Annotated in this window: 16 protein-coding genes; 10 read left to right on the forward strand and 6 right to left on the reverse strand. The window is 59.2% G+C overall.

What is annotated here, in order from left to right; translation table 11 throughout:
• Positions 1-29: 29 nt before the first annotated feature.
• From VF684_RS16160 to deoD, 6 genes are all read left to right on the forward strand, one after another.
• Complete coding sequence (locus VF684_RS16160; RefSeq protein WP_005340466.1) at positions 30-1,304, forward strand: NupC/NupG family nucleoside CNT transporter; 1,275 nt, start codon at positions 30-32, stop codon at positions 1,302-1,304.
• Positions 1,305-1,429: 125 nt separating this feature from the next.
• Entirely contained in the window at positions 1,430-1,600 is a 171-nt protein-coding gene (locus VF684_RS16165; protein ID WP_005340467.1) for a XapX domain-containing protein, read from the forward strand.
• 424 nt (positions 1,601-2,024) lie between these two features.
• Positions 2,025-2,798, forward strand: a complete 774-nt coding sequence (deoC, locus tag VF684_RS16170; protein WP_005340468.1) for a deoxyribose-phosphate aldolase — start codon at positions 2,025-2,027, stop codon at positions 2,796-2,798.
• A 109-nt stretch (positions 2,799-2,907) separates the two neighbouring features.
• Positions 2,908-4,239 carry a thymidine phosphorylase gene (gene deoA / locus VF684_RS16175; RefSeq protein WP_139441882.1) on the forward strand — a complete coding sequence of 444 codons (1,332 nt, stop codon included), beginning with the start codon at positions 2,908-2,910 and terminating at the stop codon, positions 4,237-4,239.
• A gap of 14 nt (positions 4,240-4,253) precedes the next feature.
• A complete protein-coding gene (locus tag VF684_RS16180) occupies positions 4,254-5,462 on the forward strand; it encodes a phosphopentomutase (RefSeq protein ID WP_201914021.1) in 1,209 nt (402 codons plus the stop codon).
• A 76-nt stretch (positions 5,463-5,538) separates the two neighbouring features.
• Positions 5,539-6,255, forward strand: a complete 717-nt coding sequence (deoD, locus tag VF684_RS16185; protein ID WP_005340471.1) for a purine-nucleoside phosphorylase — start codon at positions 5,539-5,541, stop codon at positions 6,253-6,255.
• Positions 6,256-6,322: 67 nt separating this feature from the next.
• Here the strand turns inward: deoD and VF684_RS16190 are convergent, their stop codons facing one another.
• On the reverse strand, positions 6,323-6,943 hold the full coding sequence (locus VF684_RS16190; RefSeq protein WP_005348965.1) for a YtjB family periplasmic protein: 621 nt from the start codon (positions 6,941-6,943) through the stop codon (positions 6,323-6,325).
• Between the two features lie 120 nt (positions 6,944-7,063).
• On the opposite strand from VF684_RS16190, the gene serB reads away from it, so the two are divergent.
• Positions 7,064-8,074, forward strand: a complete 1,011-nt coding sequence (serB, locus tag VF684_RS16195; protein WP_201914019.1) for a phosphoserine phosphatase SerB — start codon at positions 7,064-7,066, stop codon at positions 8,072-8,074.
• 28 nt (positions 8,075-8,102) lie between these two features.
• Positions 8,103-9,008 (forward strand): alpha/beta hydrolase family protein, encoded by a 906-nt coding sequence (locus VF684_RS16200; protein WP_201914016.1) that lies wholly within the window; start codon positions 8,103-8,105, stop codon positions 9,006-9,008.
• Positions 9,009-9,062: 54 nt separating this feature from the next.
• Here the strand turns inward: VF684_RS16200 and VF684_RS16205 are convergent, their stop codons facing one another.
• Positions 9,063-11,441, reverse strand: coding sequence for a PilZ domain-containing protein (locus tag VF684_RS16205; protein ID WP_139441886.1), 2,379 nt, complete (start codon positions 11,439-11,441; stop codon positions 9,063-9,065).
• Between the two features lie 100 nt (positions 11,442-11,541).
• Here VF684_RS16205 and radA point away from each other — a divergent pair, with 100 nt between their 5' ends.
• Positions 11,542-12,909: a DNA repair protein RadA gene (radA, locus tag VF684_RS16210; RefSeq protein ID WP_005340481.1), complete on the forward strand. Its 1,368-nt coding sequence runs from the start codon at positions 11,542-11,544 to the stop codon at positions 12,907-12,909.
• Between the two features lie 81 nt (positions 12,910-12,990).
• On the opposite strand, the gene VF684_RS16215 is transcribed toward radA, so the two are convergent.
• Both VF684_RS16215 and VF684_RS16220 read right to left on the reverse strand, forming a co-directional pair.
• Positions 12,991-13,371, reverse strand: coding sequence for a PilZ domain-containing protein (locus tag VF684_RS16215; protein WP_005340482.1), 381 nt, complete (start codon positions 13,369-13,371; stop codon positions 12,991-12,993).
• A 100-nt stretch (positions 13,372-13,471) separates the two neighbouring features.
• A complete protein-coding gene (locus tag VF684_RS16220; protein ID WP_005348975.1) occupies positions 13,472-13,954 on the reverse strand; it encodes an Rsd/AlgQ family anti-sigma factor in 483 nt (160 codons plus the stop codon).
• Between the two features lie 337 nt (positions 13,955-14,291).
• Between VF684_RS16220 and hupA the strand changes: the two genes are divergently transcribed.
• Positions 14,292-14,564: a nucleoid-associated protein HU-alpha gene (gene hupA / locus VF684_RS16225; protein WP_005340484.1), complete on the forward strand. Its 273-nt coding sequence runs from the start codon at positions 14,292-14,294 to the stop codon at positions 14,562-14,564.
• Positions 14,565-14,691: 127 nt separating this feature from the next.
• Here hupA and VF684_RS16230 read toward each other — a convergent pair whose 3' ends face one another.
• Complete coding sequence (locus VF684_RS16230; RefSeq protein WP_005358045.1) at positions 14,692-15,135, reverse strand: PACE efflux transporter; 444 nt, start codon at positions 15,133-15,135, stop codon at positions 14,692-14,694.
• Between the two features lie 162 nt (positions 15,136-15,297).
• Positions 15,298-16,155: a hypothetical protein gene (locus VF684_RS16235; RefSeq protein ID WP_376899047.1), complete on the reverse strand. Its 858-nt coding sequence runs from the start codon at positions 16,153-16,155 to the stop codon at positions 15,298-15,300.
• Between the last annotated feature and the right edge of the window lie 15 nt (positions 16,156-16,170).

Consider the following 16,170-nt stretch of genomic DNA (forward strand, 5'->3'; position numbering starts at 1 on the left):
AAGTCAGGTGCTACTAGAGGAAGATAATAATGAATTTGTTCATGGGTCTGGTAGGGATGGCGACGCTCGTCCTTATCGCGGTGCTGTTCTCCAGCAATCGCAAGGCAATCAACGTTCGTACCGTTGTTGGTGCGTTCGCAATTCAAGCCGGTCTGGGGGCGTTTGTTCTCTATGTTCCGGTTGGTCGCGATATCCTGGTCGGCGTGTCCGACGCGGTATCCAGCGTGATCAGCTACGGCCAGAACGGGATCGACTTCCTGTTTGGCGGTCTGGTCAGCAACAAGATGTTTGAAGTGTTCGGTGGCGGCGGCTTTGTCTTTGCCTTCCGTGTTCTGCCGGTCATCATCTTCTTCTCTTCCCTGATTGCAGTGCTCTACTACCTGGGCATCATGCAGATGGTCATCAAGTTGCTGGGCGGCGGTCTGCAGAAAGTACTGGGTACTTCCCGCACCGAATCCCTCTCTGCAACCGCTAACATCTTCGTCGGTCAGACCGAAGCGCCGCTGGTAGTTCGTCCCTACATCGCCAAGATGACTGACTCCGAGCTGTTCGCCGTCATGTGTGGTGGTCTGGCTTCCGTTGCCGGTTCCGTACTGGCCGGTTACGCCTCCATGGGCGTGAAGATGGAGTACCTGATTGCTGCCTCCTTCATGGCTGCACCGGGTGGTCTGCTGTTCGCCAAGCTGCTGGTTCCCGAGACCGAGACCCCGAACTACGACGAAAGCTCTGCCGATGCCGAGCTGGATGACAAGCCTGCCAACGTCATTGACGCTGCTGCTGCTGGCGCCTCTGCCGGTATGCAACTGGCCCTGAACGTCGGCGCCATGCTGCTGGCCTTCATCGGTCTGATCGCTATGATCAACGGTATCTTCTCCGGTGTGGGTGGCTGGTTCGGTTATCCGCAACTCTCTCTGGAACTGCTGCTGGGTTGGATCTTCTCCCCGCTGGCCTTCCTGATCGGTGTGCCCTGGAATGAAGCAGTGGTTGCTGGTTCCTTCATCGGTCAGAAGCTGGTAGTGAACGAGTTCGTGGCTTACCTGAACTTCGCTCCGTACCTGAAAGACGAAGTGCTGATCAACGGTGTGGCCATGTCCGATCACACCAAGGCGATCATCTCCTTCGCGCTGTGTGGTTTTGCCAACCTCTCCTCTGTTGCCATCCTGCTGGGTGGTCTGGGGTCCATGGCGCCGAACCGCCGCGGCACCATTGCACGCTTTGGTCTGAAAGCCGTACTGGCTGGCTCTCTGTCCAACCTGATGTCTGCGACCATCGCTGGCTTCTTCCTGGCACTGTCCGGCATGTAATCGCCGCCTGACTGACAGGGTATAAACACGAACGCCACGGCATCTGCCGTGGCGTTCGCGTATGGAGCGGTGACAACCGTTTTCCTATCTAAACTAATAATAAAATGAGTCAAATCGGAGGTTATATGAATGAAGTGCTACTGGCGATGGTGGCCGGCTTTATAGTTGGTTTGTTGTTTTCTTTCCTCAAATTGCCGATCCCGGCGCCTCCCGTTTTGTCCGGGGTAATGGGGATCGTCGGGGTCTATCTGGGGGGATTGGCCTACTCCTGGATCCTGACTCGTTTCTTTTCGTAAGGCTTTTTTAGACCTGGATTTGCCAGATGTGAGGTACCTCTGAAATTGGCAAATCCGGCTTGCAAACAGGGGGTATCTCGGCTGAAATAGGCGTTGCCAGCAGGGTGCTGGCAATGACTAATGCTCGATGAAATCGGGTGTTGGCGGTCAAATGGAATTGATTGGGAAGTCGGGTCAGATGTTGTCGGCCTTTCTCAAGTCTTCATGGAACCAAGTCCGCACTTTTGTAAGAAAGTGACAGGGCTCTTGCCTTATTTACAGTCGCAGTGCCTGCAGGGTGTTTTGAATAACATCCCGATAGTGCCGGTGCCTTCGCACTGTAATTCCATTCCCGTATAGCTGGGGATTACTGCCTGTGCATCCATCGCTGGATGGTATGGTGGTGCCCGGTTATCTGGATTAAATCGAGACTTTGGAGAACAGAATGACTGATCTGAAAGTGGCCGCTCAGCGCGCCCTGAACCTGATGGACCTGACCACCCTGAACGATGACGACACCGATCAGAAGGTGATCGACCTGTGCCACAAGGCCAAGTCACCGGCTGGCCTGACCGCCGCCGTCTGCATCTACCCCCGTTTTATCCCTATCGCTCGCAAAACCCTGCGTGAGATCGGCGCAGCCGACGTACGCATTGCGACCGTGACCAACTTCCCGCACGGCAACGACGACATCGAGATCGCCGTGGCCGAGACCCGTGCCGCAGTCGCCTACGGTGCCGACGAAGTGGACGTGGTGTTCCCGTATCGCGCCTTCATGGCTGGCAATGAACAGATCGGTTTTGATCTGGTCAAAGCCTGTAAAGAGGCCTGTGGTGCCAACGTGCTGCTGAAAGTGATCATCGAAACCGGCGAGCTGAAAGAGGAAGCGCTGATCCGTCGCGCTTCCGAGATCTGTATCGATGCTGGTGCCGACTTCATCAAGACCTCCACCGGCAAGGTGCCGGTCAATGCGACCCCAGAAGCAGCACGCATCATGATGGAAGTGATCAAGGCCAAGAATCCGAAAGTCGGCTTCAAGCCAGCTGGTGGCGTGAAAGACGCAGCCGTTGCCGGTCAGTACCTGGCTATGGCCGAAGAGATCCTCGGCAACGACTGGGTGTCCGCCCGTACCTTCCGCTTTGGTGCATCCAGCCTGCTGGCCAGTCTGCTGGCCACTCTGGGGCATGGCGACAAGCCAGCCAACACCAGCGGTTACTAATAGGTTGATGAGAGGGCGGACTGCTGTCCGCCCTGTTAGCCCCCACCATGCGGTGTGCGGGCAAGGATTCAGGCTTGTGTAACGCCAGCAATGGCGGAGGGAATGAAAGATGTTTTTGCCTCAAGAAATTATTCGCAAGAAGCGCAACGGTGAAGCGCTCAGTACCCAAGAAATTCAATTCTTCGTTCAGGGCATTACCAAGAACACCATCGGCGAGGGGCAGATTGCCGCGCTGGCGATGGCGGTCTACTTCAAAGACATGACCATGGATGAGCGGGTTGCCCTGACCTGCGCCATGCGCGACTCCGGCATGGTATTGACCTGGGATCACCTCAATCTGGGTGGCCCGATTGTCGACAAACACTCCACCGGCGGTGTGGGTGACGTTGTCTCCCTGATGCTTGGCCCGATGGTCGCTGCCTGCGGCGGTTTCGTGCCGATGATCTCCGGCCGTGGTCTGGGCCACACCGGCGGTACCCTCGACAAGCTGGATGCCATTCCCGGCTACCAGACCTCGGTCGACAACGACCGTTTCCTGAAAGTGGTGAAAGAGGCGGGTGTCGCCATCATCGGTCAGACCGGCGATCTTGCCCCGGCTGACAAGCGTATCTATGCAGTACGTGACATTACCGCCACCGTTGAATCCATCGCGATGATCACCGGCTCCATCCTCTCCAAGAAGCTCGCCTCCGGGCTCGAAGCGCTGGTGATGGATGTGAAAGTGGGCTCCGGCGCCTTTATGCCGACCTTCGAAGCCTCCGAAGAGCTGGCCAAGAGCATTGTGGCCGTGGCCAACGGTGCCGGTTGCCGCACCTCTGCGCTCTTGACCGATATGAACCAGGTGCTGGCCTCCAGCGCCGGTAACGCGGTGGAAGTGCGTGAAGCGGTGCGCTACCTGACCGGTGAATACCGCAACCCGCGGATCCACGAAGTGACCATGGCGCTGTGCGCCGAGATGCTTATCTCTGCAGGCTTGGCCAGCGACGAGCGTGATGCCCGCGCCAAGCTGCAGGCGGTGCTGGATAACGGCAAGGCGGCCGAGATCTTCGGTCGCATGGTGACTGGTCTCGGTGGCCCGGCCGATTTCATGGAGCGTTACGACGCTTACCTGCCCAAGGCCGCCATCGTACGCCCGGTCTTCGCGGCCAATAGCGGCTTCGTGACTGCCATGGATACCCGCGAGCTGGGTCTGGCTGTGGTCGCCATGGGCGGTGGTCGCCGTGCTGCCGGTGACAAACTTGATTATGCGGTCGGTCTGACCGACTTTATCCGCCTGGGTCAAAGCGTTGATGCTGACAAGCCGATCGCGATGATCCACGCTCAGACTGAAGAGCAATATGCTCAGGCTGCCAGCATGGTGCAGGCGGCTGTCCGGATTGGTGGCGAGCGGCCGGAGGCACTGCCTGAAGTGTACCGCCGTATCACCCTGGCCGATTTGTAACAAGGGGAAGACCCATGAAACGTACCTTTATTCTGATGATGGACTCTTTCGGTATTGGCGCTGCTGCCGACGCCGACAAGTTCGGAGATGTGGGCGCCAACACCCTTGGCCATATCGCCAAGGCGTGTGCGGCAGGTGAAATTGAAGGCCGTGGCGCCCTCAATCTGCCGAACCTCAACAAGCTGGGTCTGGGCCACGCCTGCGAACAGGCCTCCGGCACCTTCCCGGCAGGGCTGAAGAAAGATATCGAGGTGGTCGGTGCCTACGGCTTTGCGCAGGAGCTCTCCTCCGGAAAGGACACCCCGTCCGGTCACTGGGAGATCGCCGGTGTGCCTGTGCTGTTCGAGTGGGGCTACTTCAAGGATCACCACAACAGCTTCCCGCAGGAGCTGCTGGACGCCATCGTCGAGAAGGCCGGTCTGCCGGGCTATCTGGGCAACTGCCACGCTTCCGGTACCCAGGTGCTGGACGATCTGGGCGAAGAGCACATGCGCACCGGCAAGCCGATCCTCTACACCTCTGCCGACTCCGTGTTCCAGATTGCCTGCCACGAAGAGACCTACGGCCTCGAGAAGCTCTATGAGCTGTGCCACATCGTGCGCGAGCTGCTGGAGCCCTACAACATCGGCCGCGTGATTGCGCGTCCGTTCGTAGGTACTGGCAAGGGCAACTTCAAGCGCACCGGCAACCGTCACGACTACTCAGTGCTGCCGCCGGCGCCGACCGTGCTGGATTACATGAAAGATGCGGGCGGTCAGGTGGTCTCCATCGGCAAGATTGCCGACATCTATGCCCAGCAGGGCATCACCAAGCAGGTGAAAGGGACCGGTCTGACCGAGTTGTGGGATCGCACGCTGGAAGAGGTGAAAGCGGCCGGTGACAACACCATCGTCTTCACCAACTTCGTCGACTTCGACTCCTCCTACGGCCACCGCCGTGACGTTGCCGGTTATGCCGGTGCGCTGGAGTATTTCGATTCCCGCCTGCCGGAGCTGTTTGAGCTGCTGCAGGATGGCGACGTGGTGGTGCTGACTGCCGACCACGGCTGTGACCCGACCTGGAGCGGCACCGACCACACCCGCGAATACATTCCGGTGCTGTTCTTCGGCAAGCCGGTCAAGGCTGGCTCCGTCGGTCGTCGCGAGACCTTTGCCGATATCGGCCAGAGCATCGCGGCTTACCACGGCCTGCCGAAACTGGCGTACGGTACCAGCTTCCTGTAATTTACCCGCCCGCCACTTCGGCGGCGGGCAATTTATAAAACAATAAAACTCAACCTAGTGTGAAGGAATCAAGAGAATGGCAACTCCTCATATCAATGCGAAAGATGGCGCCTTTGCTGATACCGTGCTGATGCCGGGCGACCCCCTGCGCGCCAAGTACATCGCTGAAACTTTCCTGGAGAACGTCGAGCAGATCTGCGACGTGCGCAACATGTTCGGCTTCACCGGTACCTACAAGGGCCGTCGTATCTCCGTCATGGGCCACGGCATGGGTATCCCGTCCTGCTCCATCTACGCAAAAGAGCTGATCACTGATTACGGTGTGAAGACCCTGATCCGTGTGGGCTCCTGTGGTGCCGTGCGTGAAGACGTGAAACTGCGTGACGTGGTGATCGGTATGGGTGCCTGCACCGACTCCAAAGTAAACCGTCTGCGCTTCAAGGATCACGACTTCGCTGCCATCGCCGACTTCGACCTGGTTGCCAATGCTGTACAGGCCGCCAAGAACAAGGGCGTTGCCGTGCGCGTCGGTAACATCTTCTCCGCCGACCTGTTCTACACTCCGGACCCCTCCATGTTCGACGTCATGGAAAAATACGGCATCCTGGGTGTCGAGATGGAAGCCGCCGGTATCTACGGCGTGGCCGCAGAGTACGGTGCCAAAGCACTGACCATCTGCACCGTCTCCGACCATATCCGTACCGGTGAGCAGACCACCTCTGAAGAGCGTCAGCTGACCTTCAACGACATGATCGAAATCGCACTGGATTCCGTCCTGTTGGGCGATAAGTAATTCCTCCGCGAATAAGAAACGGCGGCCTTCTGGCCGCCGTTTTTGTATCTGCTCATTGGTTGCGCCATCAATTTTCCGGAGGTGGCGCGGGGGGCGTACTCTTTTTCTTGTGCTTGCGCACCCGCATGTAGTTGCGGCGCACGCCATAGGAGATGAGCACCCCGGCCAGCAGGGCGACCAGCAGCATCAGTCGCTGTTTCTCCTGCACCACCTTGAGCCGGGTGTCCTTGTCTGCCAGCATCTGCTGCTCTTCCAGAGTGATACGCAGGAAGCCGATGGTCTGCTCGCCATCCCGGATCTCCTGCACGAACTGGATCCGTCCTTTGCCCTGCTCCGGCAGTGACTTGTTATCGCTGCCGATGGGCAGCAGGCTCTCCAGCGGCACCGCCTGCTCCGATTGGGCGAGGGGAATGCCGCGTCCGTCGTAGAGGGTGGCATCGAGGATCTCCGGCTCCGCCGCCAGATCCCGCGCCAGCCGCTCCAGCTCGCTGCTCTTCTCCTCCTTGATCCAGCGTTTCATGTCGCGGGCGGCATAGGCGACCAGCGCCTGTGCCCGGTTGCGCGCTTCGCTGTGCAGCGAGGCCTGGCTTTCACCCTGCATATGGATGAGCACACCGAGCACCCAGCATCCGAGCAGGATACCGGCACCCAGGCTGAGAACACGTTTGATGGGAAGATGACGCTGCAAGCGCGAGACCTCATGGTAACAAGGAGTGGCGGGATCTTGGCGCTTGCCTGTACAAAAAGCAATACGCTACTCTGGGCCAGCATTGTTAACCCCCTGATCACCAAGGAAGGCGTATCCCTTATGTTGTTGTCCCAGCTCCCCCCTCTGTTATCCGATTGGCCCGCGTTGTTGTCCGGCTCACCCTGTTGGCAGCTCAGCGCAGATGCGTTGCAACCGACAGAGACTCCGCAGGCTGGCGGCTGGTTGGTGCTGTTTGGCAAGGGGCTGGGTGCCTCCCATCTGGCGCATTTGTCTCCATTGTTGGCAGCGCAGGGGATGGCGGCTACCCTCTATCCTCCCACCGAGGTGGCGGGCGTACCACAGCTGCTGCTTGGCTGCGATCGCTTTTCTGCCGAGCTGGTGGCCGAGCTCAAGAGCGGTGAGTGGGAGATCGATCTCTGCCATCTGCCCGCGCTACCGACCCTGAAGGAGCCCGGCCTGCTGGTGATGGACATGGACTCCACCGCGATCCGCATCGAGTGCATCGACGAGATTGCCCGGCTTGCCGGGGTCGGCGAGCAGGTGGCGGCAGTGACGGCCGCGGCGATGCAGGGCAAGCTGGAGTTTTCCGACAGCCTGCGCAATAGGGTGGCCCTTCTGGCAGGGGCGCCGGTCACCATTCTCGACGAGGTGGCGGCATGGATGCCCTGGATGCCGGGCTTGCAGCTGATGGTCGATACCCTCAAAGGGGCGGGTTGGAAGGTGGCCATCGCCTCCGGCGGTTTTACCCGTTTTGCTGGCCAGTTGCAGCGCGAGCTGGGGCTCGATGCCATCTTCGCCAACGAGCTGGCGGTGGAAGGGGGTCAGCTGACCGGCAAGGTGAGCGGGCGCATCGTTGATGCCAGCGTCAAGGCCGAGGTGTTGCAGCAGCTGGCTCAGGAGTACGGCATTGCTGCCGACCAGACCGTGGCCATCGGCGATGGTGCCAACGACCTCAAGATGATGGGGGTCGCTGGCCTTGGCATTGCCATTCACGCCAAGCCGCTGGTGCGGGCGCAGGCGGCGGCCACCCTCAATCATCACGATTTGGAGGGGGTGATCTGCCTGCTGGCGGCGCGGGCCTGTAGCGAGCAACGCTGGGACAAGCGCTGACAGTGTTTCAAGGAGGAAACCAATAAAAATGGAATTGTTGCAGCAGTCTCTGTTTATCCCCTGTGGTGGCCATCAATTGCATGTGCGCCACATCAAACCCCGGGTCGCCGTGCATGGCGAGCCGATCCTGATGGTGCATGGCGCCATCGAGAACGGGCGGATCTTCTATACCGAATCGGGCAAGGGGCTGGCCTGCTTTCTGGCCCGTCACGGCTATCAGGTCTATGTGGCTGATTTGCGGGGGCGGGGGCTCAGCACTCCTGCCATCGCCGAGCAGGCAGAGCACGGTCAGCATGAGCTGATCACCGAGGATCTGCCCGCCCTGCAGCGCTGGATTGCAGAGCGCCATCATGGTTTCAAGGTGCACTGGGTAGCCCACTCCTGGGGTGGTGTCATCATGGCCTCGACTCTGGTGCGCTTCCCCGAGCTGGCGGAGCAGGTGGCCAGTCTGCTGTTTTTTGGCACCAAGCGCGGCGTGTCGGTGCACAATCCCGAGCGCTGGCTGAAGGTGGATCTGATCTGGAATCGGCTGGCCCCCTGGCTGGCCCGCCGCCGTGGTTTTCTGGCGGCTCGTACTCTGAAGATCGGTGCTGACGACGAGCCGCTGCGCTATCTGCAGGAGACCATCCCCTGGGTCAAGTGCGGCCCCTGGCAGGATCCTCACGACGGTTTTGCCTATGACGAGGCGGCGGCACGGGTCAACTGGCCACCGCTCTGGATGATTTCGGCCAAAGCGGACAAGGTGCTGGGTCACCCGACCGATGTGCGCCGCTTCAGCGACGAGATGGGTTCGGCAACTCGTCACACCCGATTGGGGCGGGAGAACGGCAACCGCCTCGATTATGACCACATCAATATGCTGACCGCCCCGCAGGCCCAGGAGGATCACTTCCCCCAGATCCTCGACTGGCTGCTCAACCCGCAGGCGGCATGACAAAAAACAGGGCGCCTCGAGCGCCCTGTTTCATTTTTGTCTGTTTCCGGATCGTCAGTTCAGCGGTGGCGTGATGCCAAAGCGGAACAGGGTGGCCTGGGTGGTATCGGTCAGTTCGCCTACCCCCACCACACTCCACAGCTCCTCTTCCAGCTTGCGCGCCTTGTGGATGGCGAACTTGGCGATGTAGTCCAACTCGTTGGCGATGAAGTTGGTGTCGGGCCGTCCGGTACGGGAGATGCCGACCAGCACCGAGTAGAACTCCCCCTGTTGCTGCGCCAGCTCGATGAACTGACGCTTCTCTTTGACATTGGCAAAGCTGCTGGCCAGCCGGCTGCTGAAGATGGGCAGGCCGGCCTTGGTCTGGATGCTGGCGATATAGACCTCATCTTCTCTCGGTTTGTCCTCCCGCTCGATGGCACGCAGCGGGTTCATCAGCAGCTCCTTGAGCAACTCCCCCTGAAACAGCGGGTAGAGGTTCTCCTGCTCCGGCAGCTCGGCACAGGCTTGCAGCAGCCGCTGCAGACTGCGTGGTTGCAGAGACTTGCCGATGGAGGCCGGTTTGGGGGCCCCCTTCAGCTTGTTGACGTAGACCGGCGAGTTGAACAGGTGGTGGGTGTAGATGTTGCGCAGTGCCCGTGCCAGCCCACGATAGCGGCGCTGCTCCTGCGCCGCCTTGAGCTTATTCTGGTTGCTCTCGATCAACAGGCTGAAGAACTGGCGGCCGGTATGGCGATCCGAATCCCCTTCGATGCAGAGGTGCAGCACGGTGCGGGTCATGTTGAGGCTGACCAGCCGGTAGGAGAGGCGCTGCAGATCCATGCTCTTGGAGAGCTCCTGCAAGCGGGGCAGGGCGATGGTCACCACATCGTTTTTCTCGCCGATAAAGGCATCTTCCAGCTCGATTTGCAGGCCGTGAGTCGAGATGTCGCGGGTCCAGCCGATCCAGGATTTGCCGTTGTGATGGATGGCGACCGCGGTCTTGTGGATGTAGCGCGACTCCTTGCGTAGCTGAACATAGTGCAGGGTCTCGATCTCGAACGGGGCAACCCCCTGCTCGTGACCAAAGCGTTGCAGCTCGTTGGCGTTGTTGCTGACCCCTTCCTGATGGAACTCTTCCCGCTGGGACTCCAGGCCGATCTCCTGCAGCAGGCCGCAATAGCCGATCTGTTTGAGCCGCTCGAGTAGCAGGATGTCTTGCAACTGCGGGTTGTCCTGCCCCTGCAGTTGTCCCACATCCGCCTCGACCAGATCGCACGCCTCCAGCGTGAACTTGTAGACTCGCCAGCTGGGGCGGCGTGAGCCCACCTGGAAGAAGAGGGCGGTGAGGCCACTCTGGCGCAGCTCCTCGGCGGTGGCGGAGAAGAAGTAGATGTGGCTGCGCACCGTGTGGGTAAAGCAGTAGATGATGGTCTCGGTGGTGGTGCCGGGGGCCGGGCAGAGCCGTTTCATCCGCTCTGCGCTGAAAAGCCCCGCGAGGGCATCGCGGTTTTTCTCATCGCGCCAATACTCCAGCAGGTGCTGGTTATTCTCGGTACGCAGGGCAATCTCGAGATTGGGGCTGTCGCCGGTGCCGAAGAAGAGCGGCATGCCGGTCATCCGCGGCAGGTAGAACTGCTCATACCCCTTGATGATGGCGGCGGAGAGCAGATAGTCGACGCTGACCCGATAGCGGATCTTGTTGGCGTCGATAAAGTCGCTGAGGAAGGCATCAAAGGCGGGCTGTTCGCCGGAGCGCACCAGCCGCAGCCAGTATTTCCCTTCTTTGCTCTCTTCGCCAAGGATCTGATAGCCGACCGGCTGGTGTAGCACCGGATTAGGGCTATCCCGCTCCAGTCCGGTAAAGAAGACCTCCACTTGGGCGCCGGTGTGATAATTCGGCAGATAGGGAACCGAGACCCGCATGCCACCCAGCGAGAGATCGGAACTCTTGGCGAACAGCTTCTCACCATCCTGAAACTTGATCAGCACCGGCGAGCTGAAGTGCATCCGCTCCTGACGGCGGCCGTAGTAACTGGCAAAGGCAATGGTGTTGACATCATATTGCCGGAAGGGGCTGGCCGGCGGCGACAGCTGACCATCCACGCGGGCGTTGTGGTGCTGTTTTTGCCACTGTTGCAGCGCCTCGTAGACACCGAGGGTATAGATATCGCGGTAGAGATAGCACTGGGACTGGAACAGGGCAATCGCATCGGCGGGCATGAAGTGAGTGATGCCGTCGAACTCATGCACCAGGCACTCATCCTCCAGCTCATCGCGCATGTCGATGACCCTGCGGCAGGGGGAGCACTTGCGCTTGAGCTCCATCTTGATCAGAAAACGGCTGTTGCTGTTTTCCTCCTGGGTCATGCGGTTGAAGATCTCCTCGAAATCTTTCTCCCGCAGCAAGGGGACGAGTTGTTCAATCAGATGTTGCTGGTGTTCTGAATCCATTTGTTCCTGCCACGGAAAGTCACTTTTCCGATTCTGGGTTTGATCTGTCGGTCGCAAACAAGTATATCAAGCAGGAATTCATCCTGTCCCCGAGTTATCAATGGCCAAAAATAAAACTGCTTATGTTTGTTCCGAATGTGGTGCCGACTTCACACGCTGGCAAGGTCAATGCAGCGAGTGCAAGGAGTGGAATACCATCACCGAGGTGCGTCTCGGCTCGGTGAGCCCCGCAGGCAAGAGTGCCCGTTACACCGGTTATGCTGGCGCGGTCGGCAGTCAGGTACAGACACTGGCAGAGATCGCCACCACCGAAATTCCCCGTTTTACCTCAGGTTTCAAGGAGCTGGATCGGGTGCTTGGTGGCGGTGTGGTGCCCGGCTCGGCCATTCTGATTGGCGGCAACCCGGGGGCGGGCAAGTCGACCCTGTTGCTGCAGACCATGTGTGGTCTCGCAGAGCGGATGAAAACCCTCTATGTCACCGGCGAGGAGTCGCTCCAGCAAGTCGCGATGCGGGCCAACCGCCTTGGGCTACCCACCGACAAGCTGCGGATGCTTTCCGAGACCAGCGTCGAGCAGATCTGCCTGATTGCCCAGCAGGAGCAGCCGCAGATCATGGTGATTGACTCCATTCAGGTGATGCATGTGGCGGATGTGCAATCGTCCCCCGGTTCTGTCTCACAGGTGCGCGAAGCGGCAGCGCTGCTGACCCGCTATGCCAAACAGAACCATGTGGCCATCTTCATGGTGGGTCATGTGACCAAGGATGGCAGTCTGGCGGGTCCCAAGGTGCTGGAGCACTGCATCGACTGCTCTGTGCTGCTCGATGGCGGTCATGATTCCCGTTTTCGGACTCTGCGCTCCCACAAGAACCGCTTCGGTGCGGTCAACGAGCTGGGGGTCTTTGCCATGACCGAACAGGGGATGCGCGAGGTGAGCAACCCCTCCGCCATCTTCCTCAGCCGGGGGCAGGAGCAGGCGCCCGGTTCCATCGTCATGGTGATCTGGGAGGGCACCCGACCGCTGCTGGTGGAGTTGCAGGCGCTGGTGGATTACTCCCAGCTCTCCAACCCGCGCCGGGTGGCGGTGGGGATGGATCACAACCGGCTCGCTATGTTGCTGGCGGTGCTGCACCGTCACGGTGGGTTGCAGATGGCGGATCAGGATGTCTTCATCAACGTGGTCGGCGGGGTCAAGGTCGAGGAGACCAGTGCGGACTTGGCGCTGCTGCTGGCGATGGTCTCCAGCTTCCGGGACCAGGCGCTGCCCAAGGATCTGGTGGTGTTCGGCGAAGTGGGCCTTTCCGGTGAAATTCGCCCTGTGCCGTCCGGCCAGGAGCGGTTGCAGGAGGCGGCCAAACACGGTTTTCGTCGTGCCATCGTGCCGCACGCCAATGCCCCCAAGCATCCCATCGAAGGGATGGAAGTGGTGCCGGTCAAGAAGCTGTCTGAGGCACTCGAGGCGCTGTAATCCCTCAGCATTGCAATCGATACAACAGCACAACGGAAAAAGAGCGCCTCGGCGCTCTTTTTTATGGGCTGGAACCTGCCATCAGGGCTGGCTATGTTCCAGATGTTCGCTCAGCAGTTGTTCCAGCTCGCGGTGGAGCAGCTCTTCGTCGCCGACGTTGAGCTCGATCATCCGCTTGAGGTGGGTGGCACTGTCGATATCGATGTGGTGGCAGTAGAAACCCAATTTCTTGCTGGCTTCGTGGGTCAGCTCGACCTGCATTTTGATCTCGATATCGCTACCGCTCAGGATAAAGCTGAGCTGGTACTCCTTGTTGTCACGGCTCTCCCAGTCGTCGGGGCGGATCAGCAGGGCTCCCTGCAAGGAGACGTCGACAAGCTGGGTCTGCCACTTCTGTTCCCCCTGGGTGAGTTCTGCCATGGTCAAGTAGAGGATCCGTGCAAAACGGCGGCGCTCAGACATGCTCATCTCCTGTATGCAATAAGTGTGGACGCTAGGGTCATTGCTCTGAGTGTAATCCACCTTGGTTGCCAGTATCTTGAACTTGCTCCGAAAATGGCATTCAGGCTTGCTGGGTACTCAAGGATTCCACCACATGAAGCGCCTTGACCAGGCGGTCCTCCTGTTTGAACCGCTCTTCCAGAACCGGGCCCAACTCGTTGAGATCATCATCCAGTAGCAGCAATTGGGCCTCGTCGGCATCACTGTATTTGTCGTTGAACTCGAGGGCGAATTCAGTGCTGTTACGAATATGGGGATAGATGCGCTTGGCCAGCTCCAGTGTTTCGCCGCTGGCTTGCTCGAAGGCGGTGACGACGTGGTGGTAGATCTCGAAATGGCCTGCACTGACATAGTCGACCAGCCGGTCGCAAAACTGATGCAGCTCTTCTGTTTTGGGCAGGCTGCGTTGTTTGGTCCGCGCCGGAGTGAGGCCTGCCAGCTGCATGTATCCAACCAGCAACGCTTGCCTTGCATCCAGCCAGTCGTCGATAGCCTTATGCTTGCCTGCCAGCGCCTGCTTGGTCTGTTCCAGTTTCGTCAACATAATCCCTATCCCTCCGTGGGGCAAAGGCTGGCCGATTGTTCGGTATTCCGAGCCGTTTGAGCAGTGACACAACCTATAACTAGGGAAAATCTGGGCAAGCGTCAATAGCCATGGGGGGATAATGTTAAGTGGCGAAGAAATAGTCAGCGGATTGTGTCTGCGTGCTAGCAGGTTTCAGGCCTGCTCACGGTTTTTCGCGTGTGGAATGTGACTATTTCCGCAGATCTTGATGAAAACCCCAGCGTTTGACGCGTTCGGCTCGATAAAGGCTTTGCCTGTGCGTTTTTTTTTGCATAGAGTGACCCAGCGCTAAATGCCCGATCATAAAGGAAATGTTATGAACAAAGCTCAACTTGTCGATGCGATTGCCGCCAAAGCAGATCTGAGCAAAGCTCAGGCCAAAGTGGCTCTGGAAGAGATCATCAATGGTATTACCCAGAGCTTGAAAGAAGGCGATGCTGTGCAACTGGTCGGTTTTGGCACCTTCAAGGTCACCCACCGCGCAGGCCGCACCGGTCGTAACCCGCAAACTGGTAAAGAGATCCAGATTGCTGCTGCCAACGTGCCTTCATTCGTGGCTGGCAAGGCTCTGAAAGACGCCGTCAAGTAAGTCCGAAAGTCTGTTTTGTCCAATGCCAGTCAGCTCGCTGACTGGCATTGTTTTTATGGGATTCTCCCATCCTTCCTATTAGTCCTTCCTGACTTTTCCTTCTGTCGGCCTCGTTGTGGCTGAGGCCTTATGCCGTCTGCGGGTTGGATGGCAGCGGCCAGATCCGCTCATAGGCCCAGGTAAAGACCATGATGTAGACGAGGTAGAAGGCGACGAAGCCGAGATCCAGCATCAGGGCGTCCCACACCCCCAAATCGAGCCAGAACATGACGCAGGGGAGGGATAGCATCATAAAGCTTGCCTCATAGCCAAACGCGTGCAGGAAGCGGTCCAGTGGTCGCTTGTTGGTGCGCCCGCAAAGTTTGAGCAACCCCTTGTCGAACAACAGGTTCCAGCCATAGGTCCAGGCGGTGGCGACGATGGAGAAGAAGATGGCCAGCGAACCGACCTCGGCGACGCCCTGACCGAACAGCTGGCTGATCAGCGGTGCGACCAGTGCCAGCCCGATGCCTTCGTAGAGAACCAGATAACGAAGTCGATCCGGGGTGGTGCGTAGTTGGGTACTACTCATGGGTGATGTGCCTCCTGTGGGAGGCGCATTCTAATCAGGGAGTGGTTAAAAGAGAAGCATCGGCCCGTCATGACGGGCGTTGAGGGGCATGATGATGCGCCCTCTTTGCGATACTTCTCTATTGCCAATTGGGCGTTAGCCCTGAGTGGTCAAGTCTGCGACTCAGGCGTCGGTTGGCGTGACCCGGGTCAGCATGGCAAAGCCCTCTTCCACTTGAGTGAGCTCTACCTTGACCTCTCCCAACTCGGCGAGCGAGGCGACATGGGTGCCACCACAGGGAATGGTCACCTCCTGGCCTTCCAGCATGCAGTGCCAGTAACGGGAATCGATGATCGCCTCGCCAGCGCGGCTGCGGCGGATTTCGCTCCCTGCTGCGATCCAGTCGGCCAGTTGCTGGTTGGCTTTCTCTTCAATCAGCGCCAGATCTGCCAGCAGCGCCTCGCTGTTGACACCCTTCTTGCGCAGGCTCTTGCCGATGCGGTACTGCTCCCGCGATCCGCAAGGCTCGACCCGAGAGCTTTGAATAGCCAGACGGTCGAAGTCGGGCTGGCCCAGTGCATCACGCTCGCTTACCTCCTTGCGCCAGTAGGGAGTCAGTACTCGATTGAGCGCCAGCGCGGCCAGATGGCAGCCGCTATGGCCCAGACTCAGGGCGTGGCGGGCCGCGCTATCTACTTGTAATTCGACCTGGCTGCCAACGGCCAGCTCATGGTCACCGGTCAGCGGATGGACCACCACGAAACGCCACCCTTCAGTACCCCGCTTGACCGGAATGACAGTATCGACAAACAGCTCGCCATCCGGGCTGATGGCCCCCATCCGGCAAGGGCCAATGGCGGCTTCGCCCCCTTCCCAGCGAGCATGGCCCACATCCCCCGGCTGATCGGGCCAGAGGTGGCTCTGGGGATGAAAGGGGGTGAGGTTGGTGACCAGCAGCGTGGTGTCGCCACGCTGGCAGCAGACCACGCTGGCTTGCTCCTGATGATGGCCCAGCACGAAGCTGGCTCGGGTATGTTCCATGGCAAGGCTCCCGCA

This window comes from Aeromonas sp. Lyrl_2, assembly GCF_051948815.1.
In the GTDB taxonomy this organism is placed as follows: domain Bacteria; phylum Pseudomonadota; class Gammaproteobacteria; order Enterobacterales; family Aeromonadaceae; genus Aeromonas; species Aeromonas veronii.

Excerpts from the sequence above, each read along its gene's own strand:
- radA (WP_005340481.1), top strand. The coding sequence starts at position 11,542 with ATGGCCAAAAATAAAACTGCTTATGTTTGTTCCGAATGTGGTGCCGAC.
- VF684_RS16180 (WP_201914021.1), top strand. The coding sequence starts at position 4,254 with ATGAAACGTACCTTTATTCTGATGATGGACTCTTTCGGTATTGGCGCT.
- deoA (WP_139441882.1), top strand. The coding sequence starts at position 2,908 with ATGTTTTTGCCTCAAGAAATTATTCGCAAGAAGCGCAACGGTGAAGCG.
- VF684_RS16235 (WP_376899047.1), bottom strand. The coding sequence starts at position 16,155 with ATGGAACATACCCGAGCCAGCTTCGTGCTGGGCCATCATCAGGAGCAA.
- VF684_RS16215 (WP_005340482.1), bottom strand. The coding sequence starts at position 13,371 with ATGTCTGAGCGCCGCCGTTTTGCACGGATCCTCTACTTGACCATGGCA.
- VF684_RS16230 (WP_005358045.1), bottom strand. The coding sequence starts at position 15,135 with ATGAGTAGTACCCAACTACGCACCACCCCGGATCGACTTCGTTATCTG.
- VF684_RS16165 (WP_005340467.1), top strand. The coding sequence starts at position 1,430 with ATGAATGAAGTGCTACTGGCGATGGTGGCCGGCTTTATAGTTGGTTTG.
- VF684_RS16200 (WP_201914016.1), top strand. The coding sequence starts at position 8,103 with ATGGAATTGTTGCAGCAGTCTCTGTTTATCCCCTGTGGTGGCCATCAA.
- VF684_RS16160 (WP_005340466.1), top strand. The coding sequence starts at position 30 with ATGAATTTGTTCATGGGTCTGGTAGGGATGGCGACGCTCGTCCTTATC.
- serB (WP_201914019.1), top strand. The coding sequence starts at position 7,064 with ATGTTGTTGTCCCAGCTCCCCCCTCTGTTATCCGATTGGCCCGCGTTG.
- VF684_RS16205 (WP_139441886.1), bottom strand. The coding sequence starts at position 11,441 with ATGGATTCAGAACACCAGCAACATCTGATTGAACAACTCGTCCCCTTG.
- VF684_RS16220 (WP_005348975.1), bottom strand. The coding sequence starts at position 13,954 with ATGTTGACGAAACTGGAACAGACCAAGCAGGCGCTGGCAGGCAAGCAT.
- hupA (WP_005340484.1), top strand. The coding sequence starts at position 14,292 with ATGAACAAAGCTCAACTTGTCGATGCGATTGCCGCCAAAGCAGATCTG.
- deoD (WP_005340471.1), top strand. The coding sequence starts at position 5,539 with ATGGCAACTCCTCATATCAATGCGAAAGATGGCGCCTTTGCTGATACC.
- deoC (WP_005340468.1), top strand. The coding sequence starts at position 2,025 with ATGACTGATCTGAAAGTGGCCGCTCAGCGCGCCCTGAACCTGATGGAC.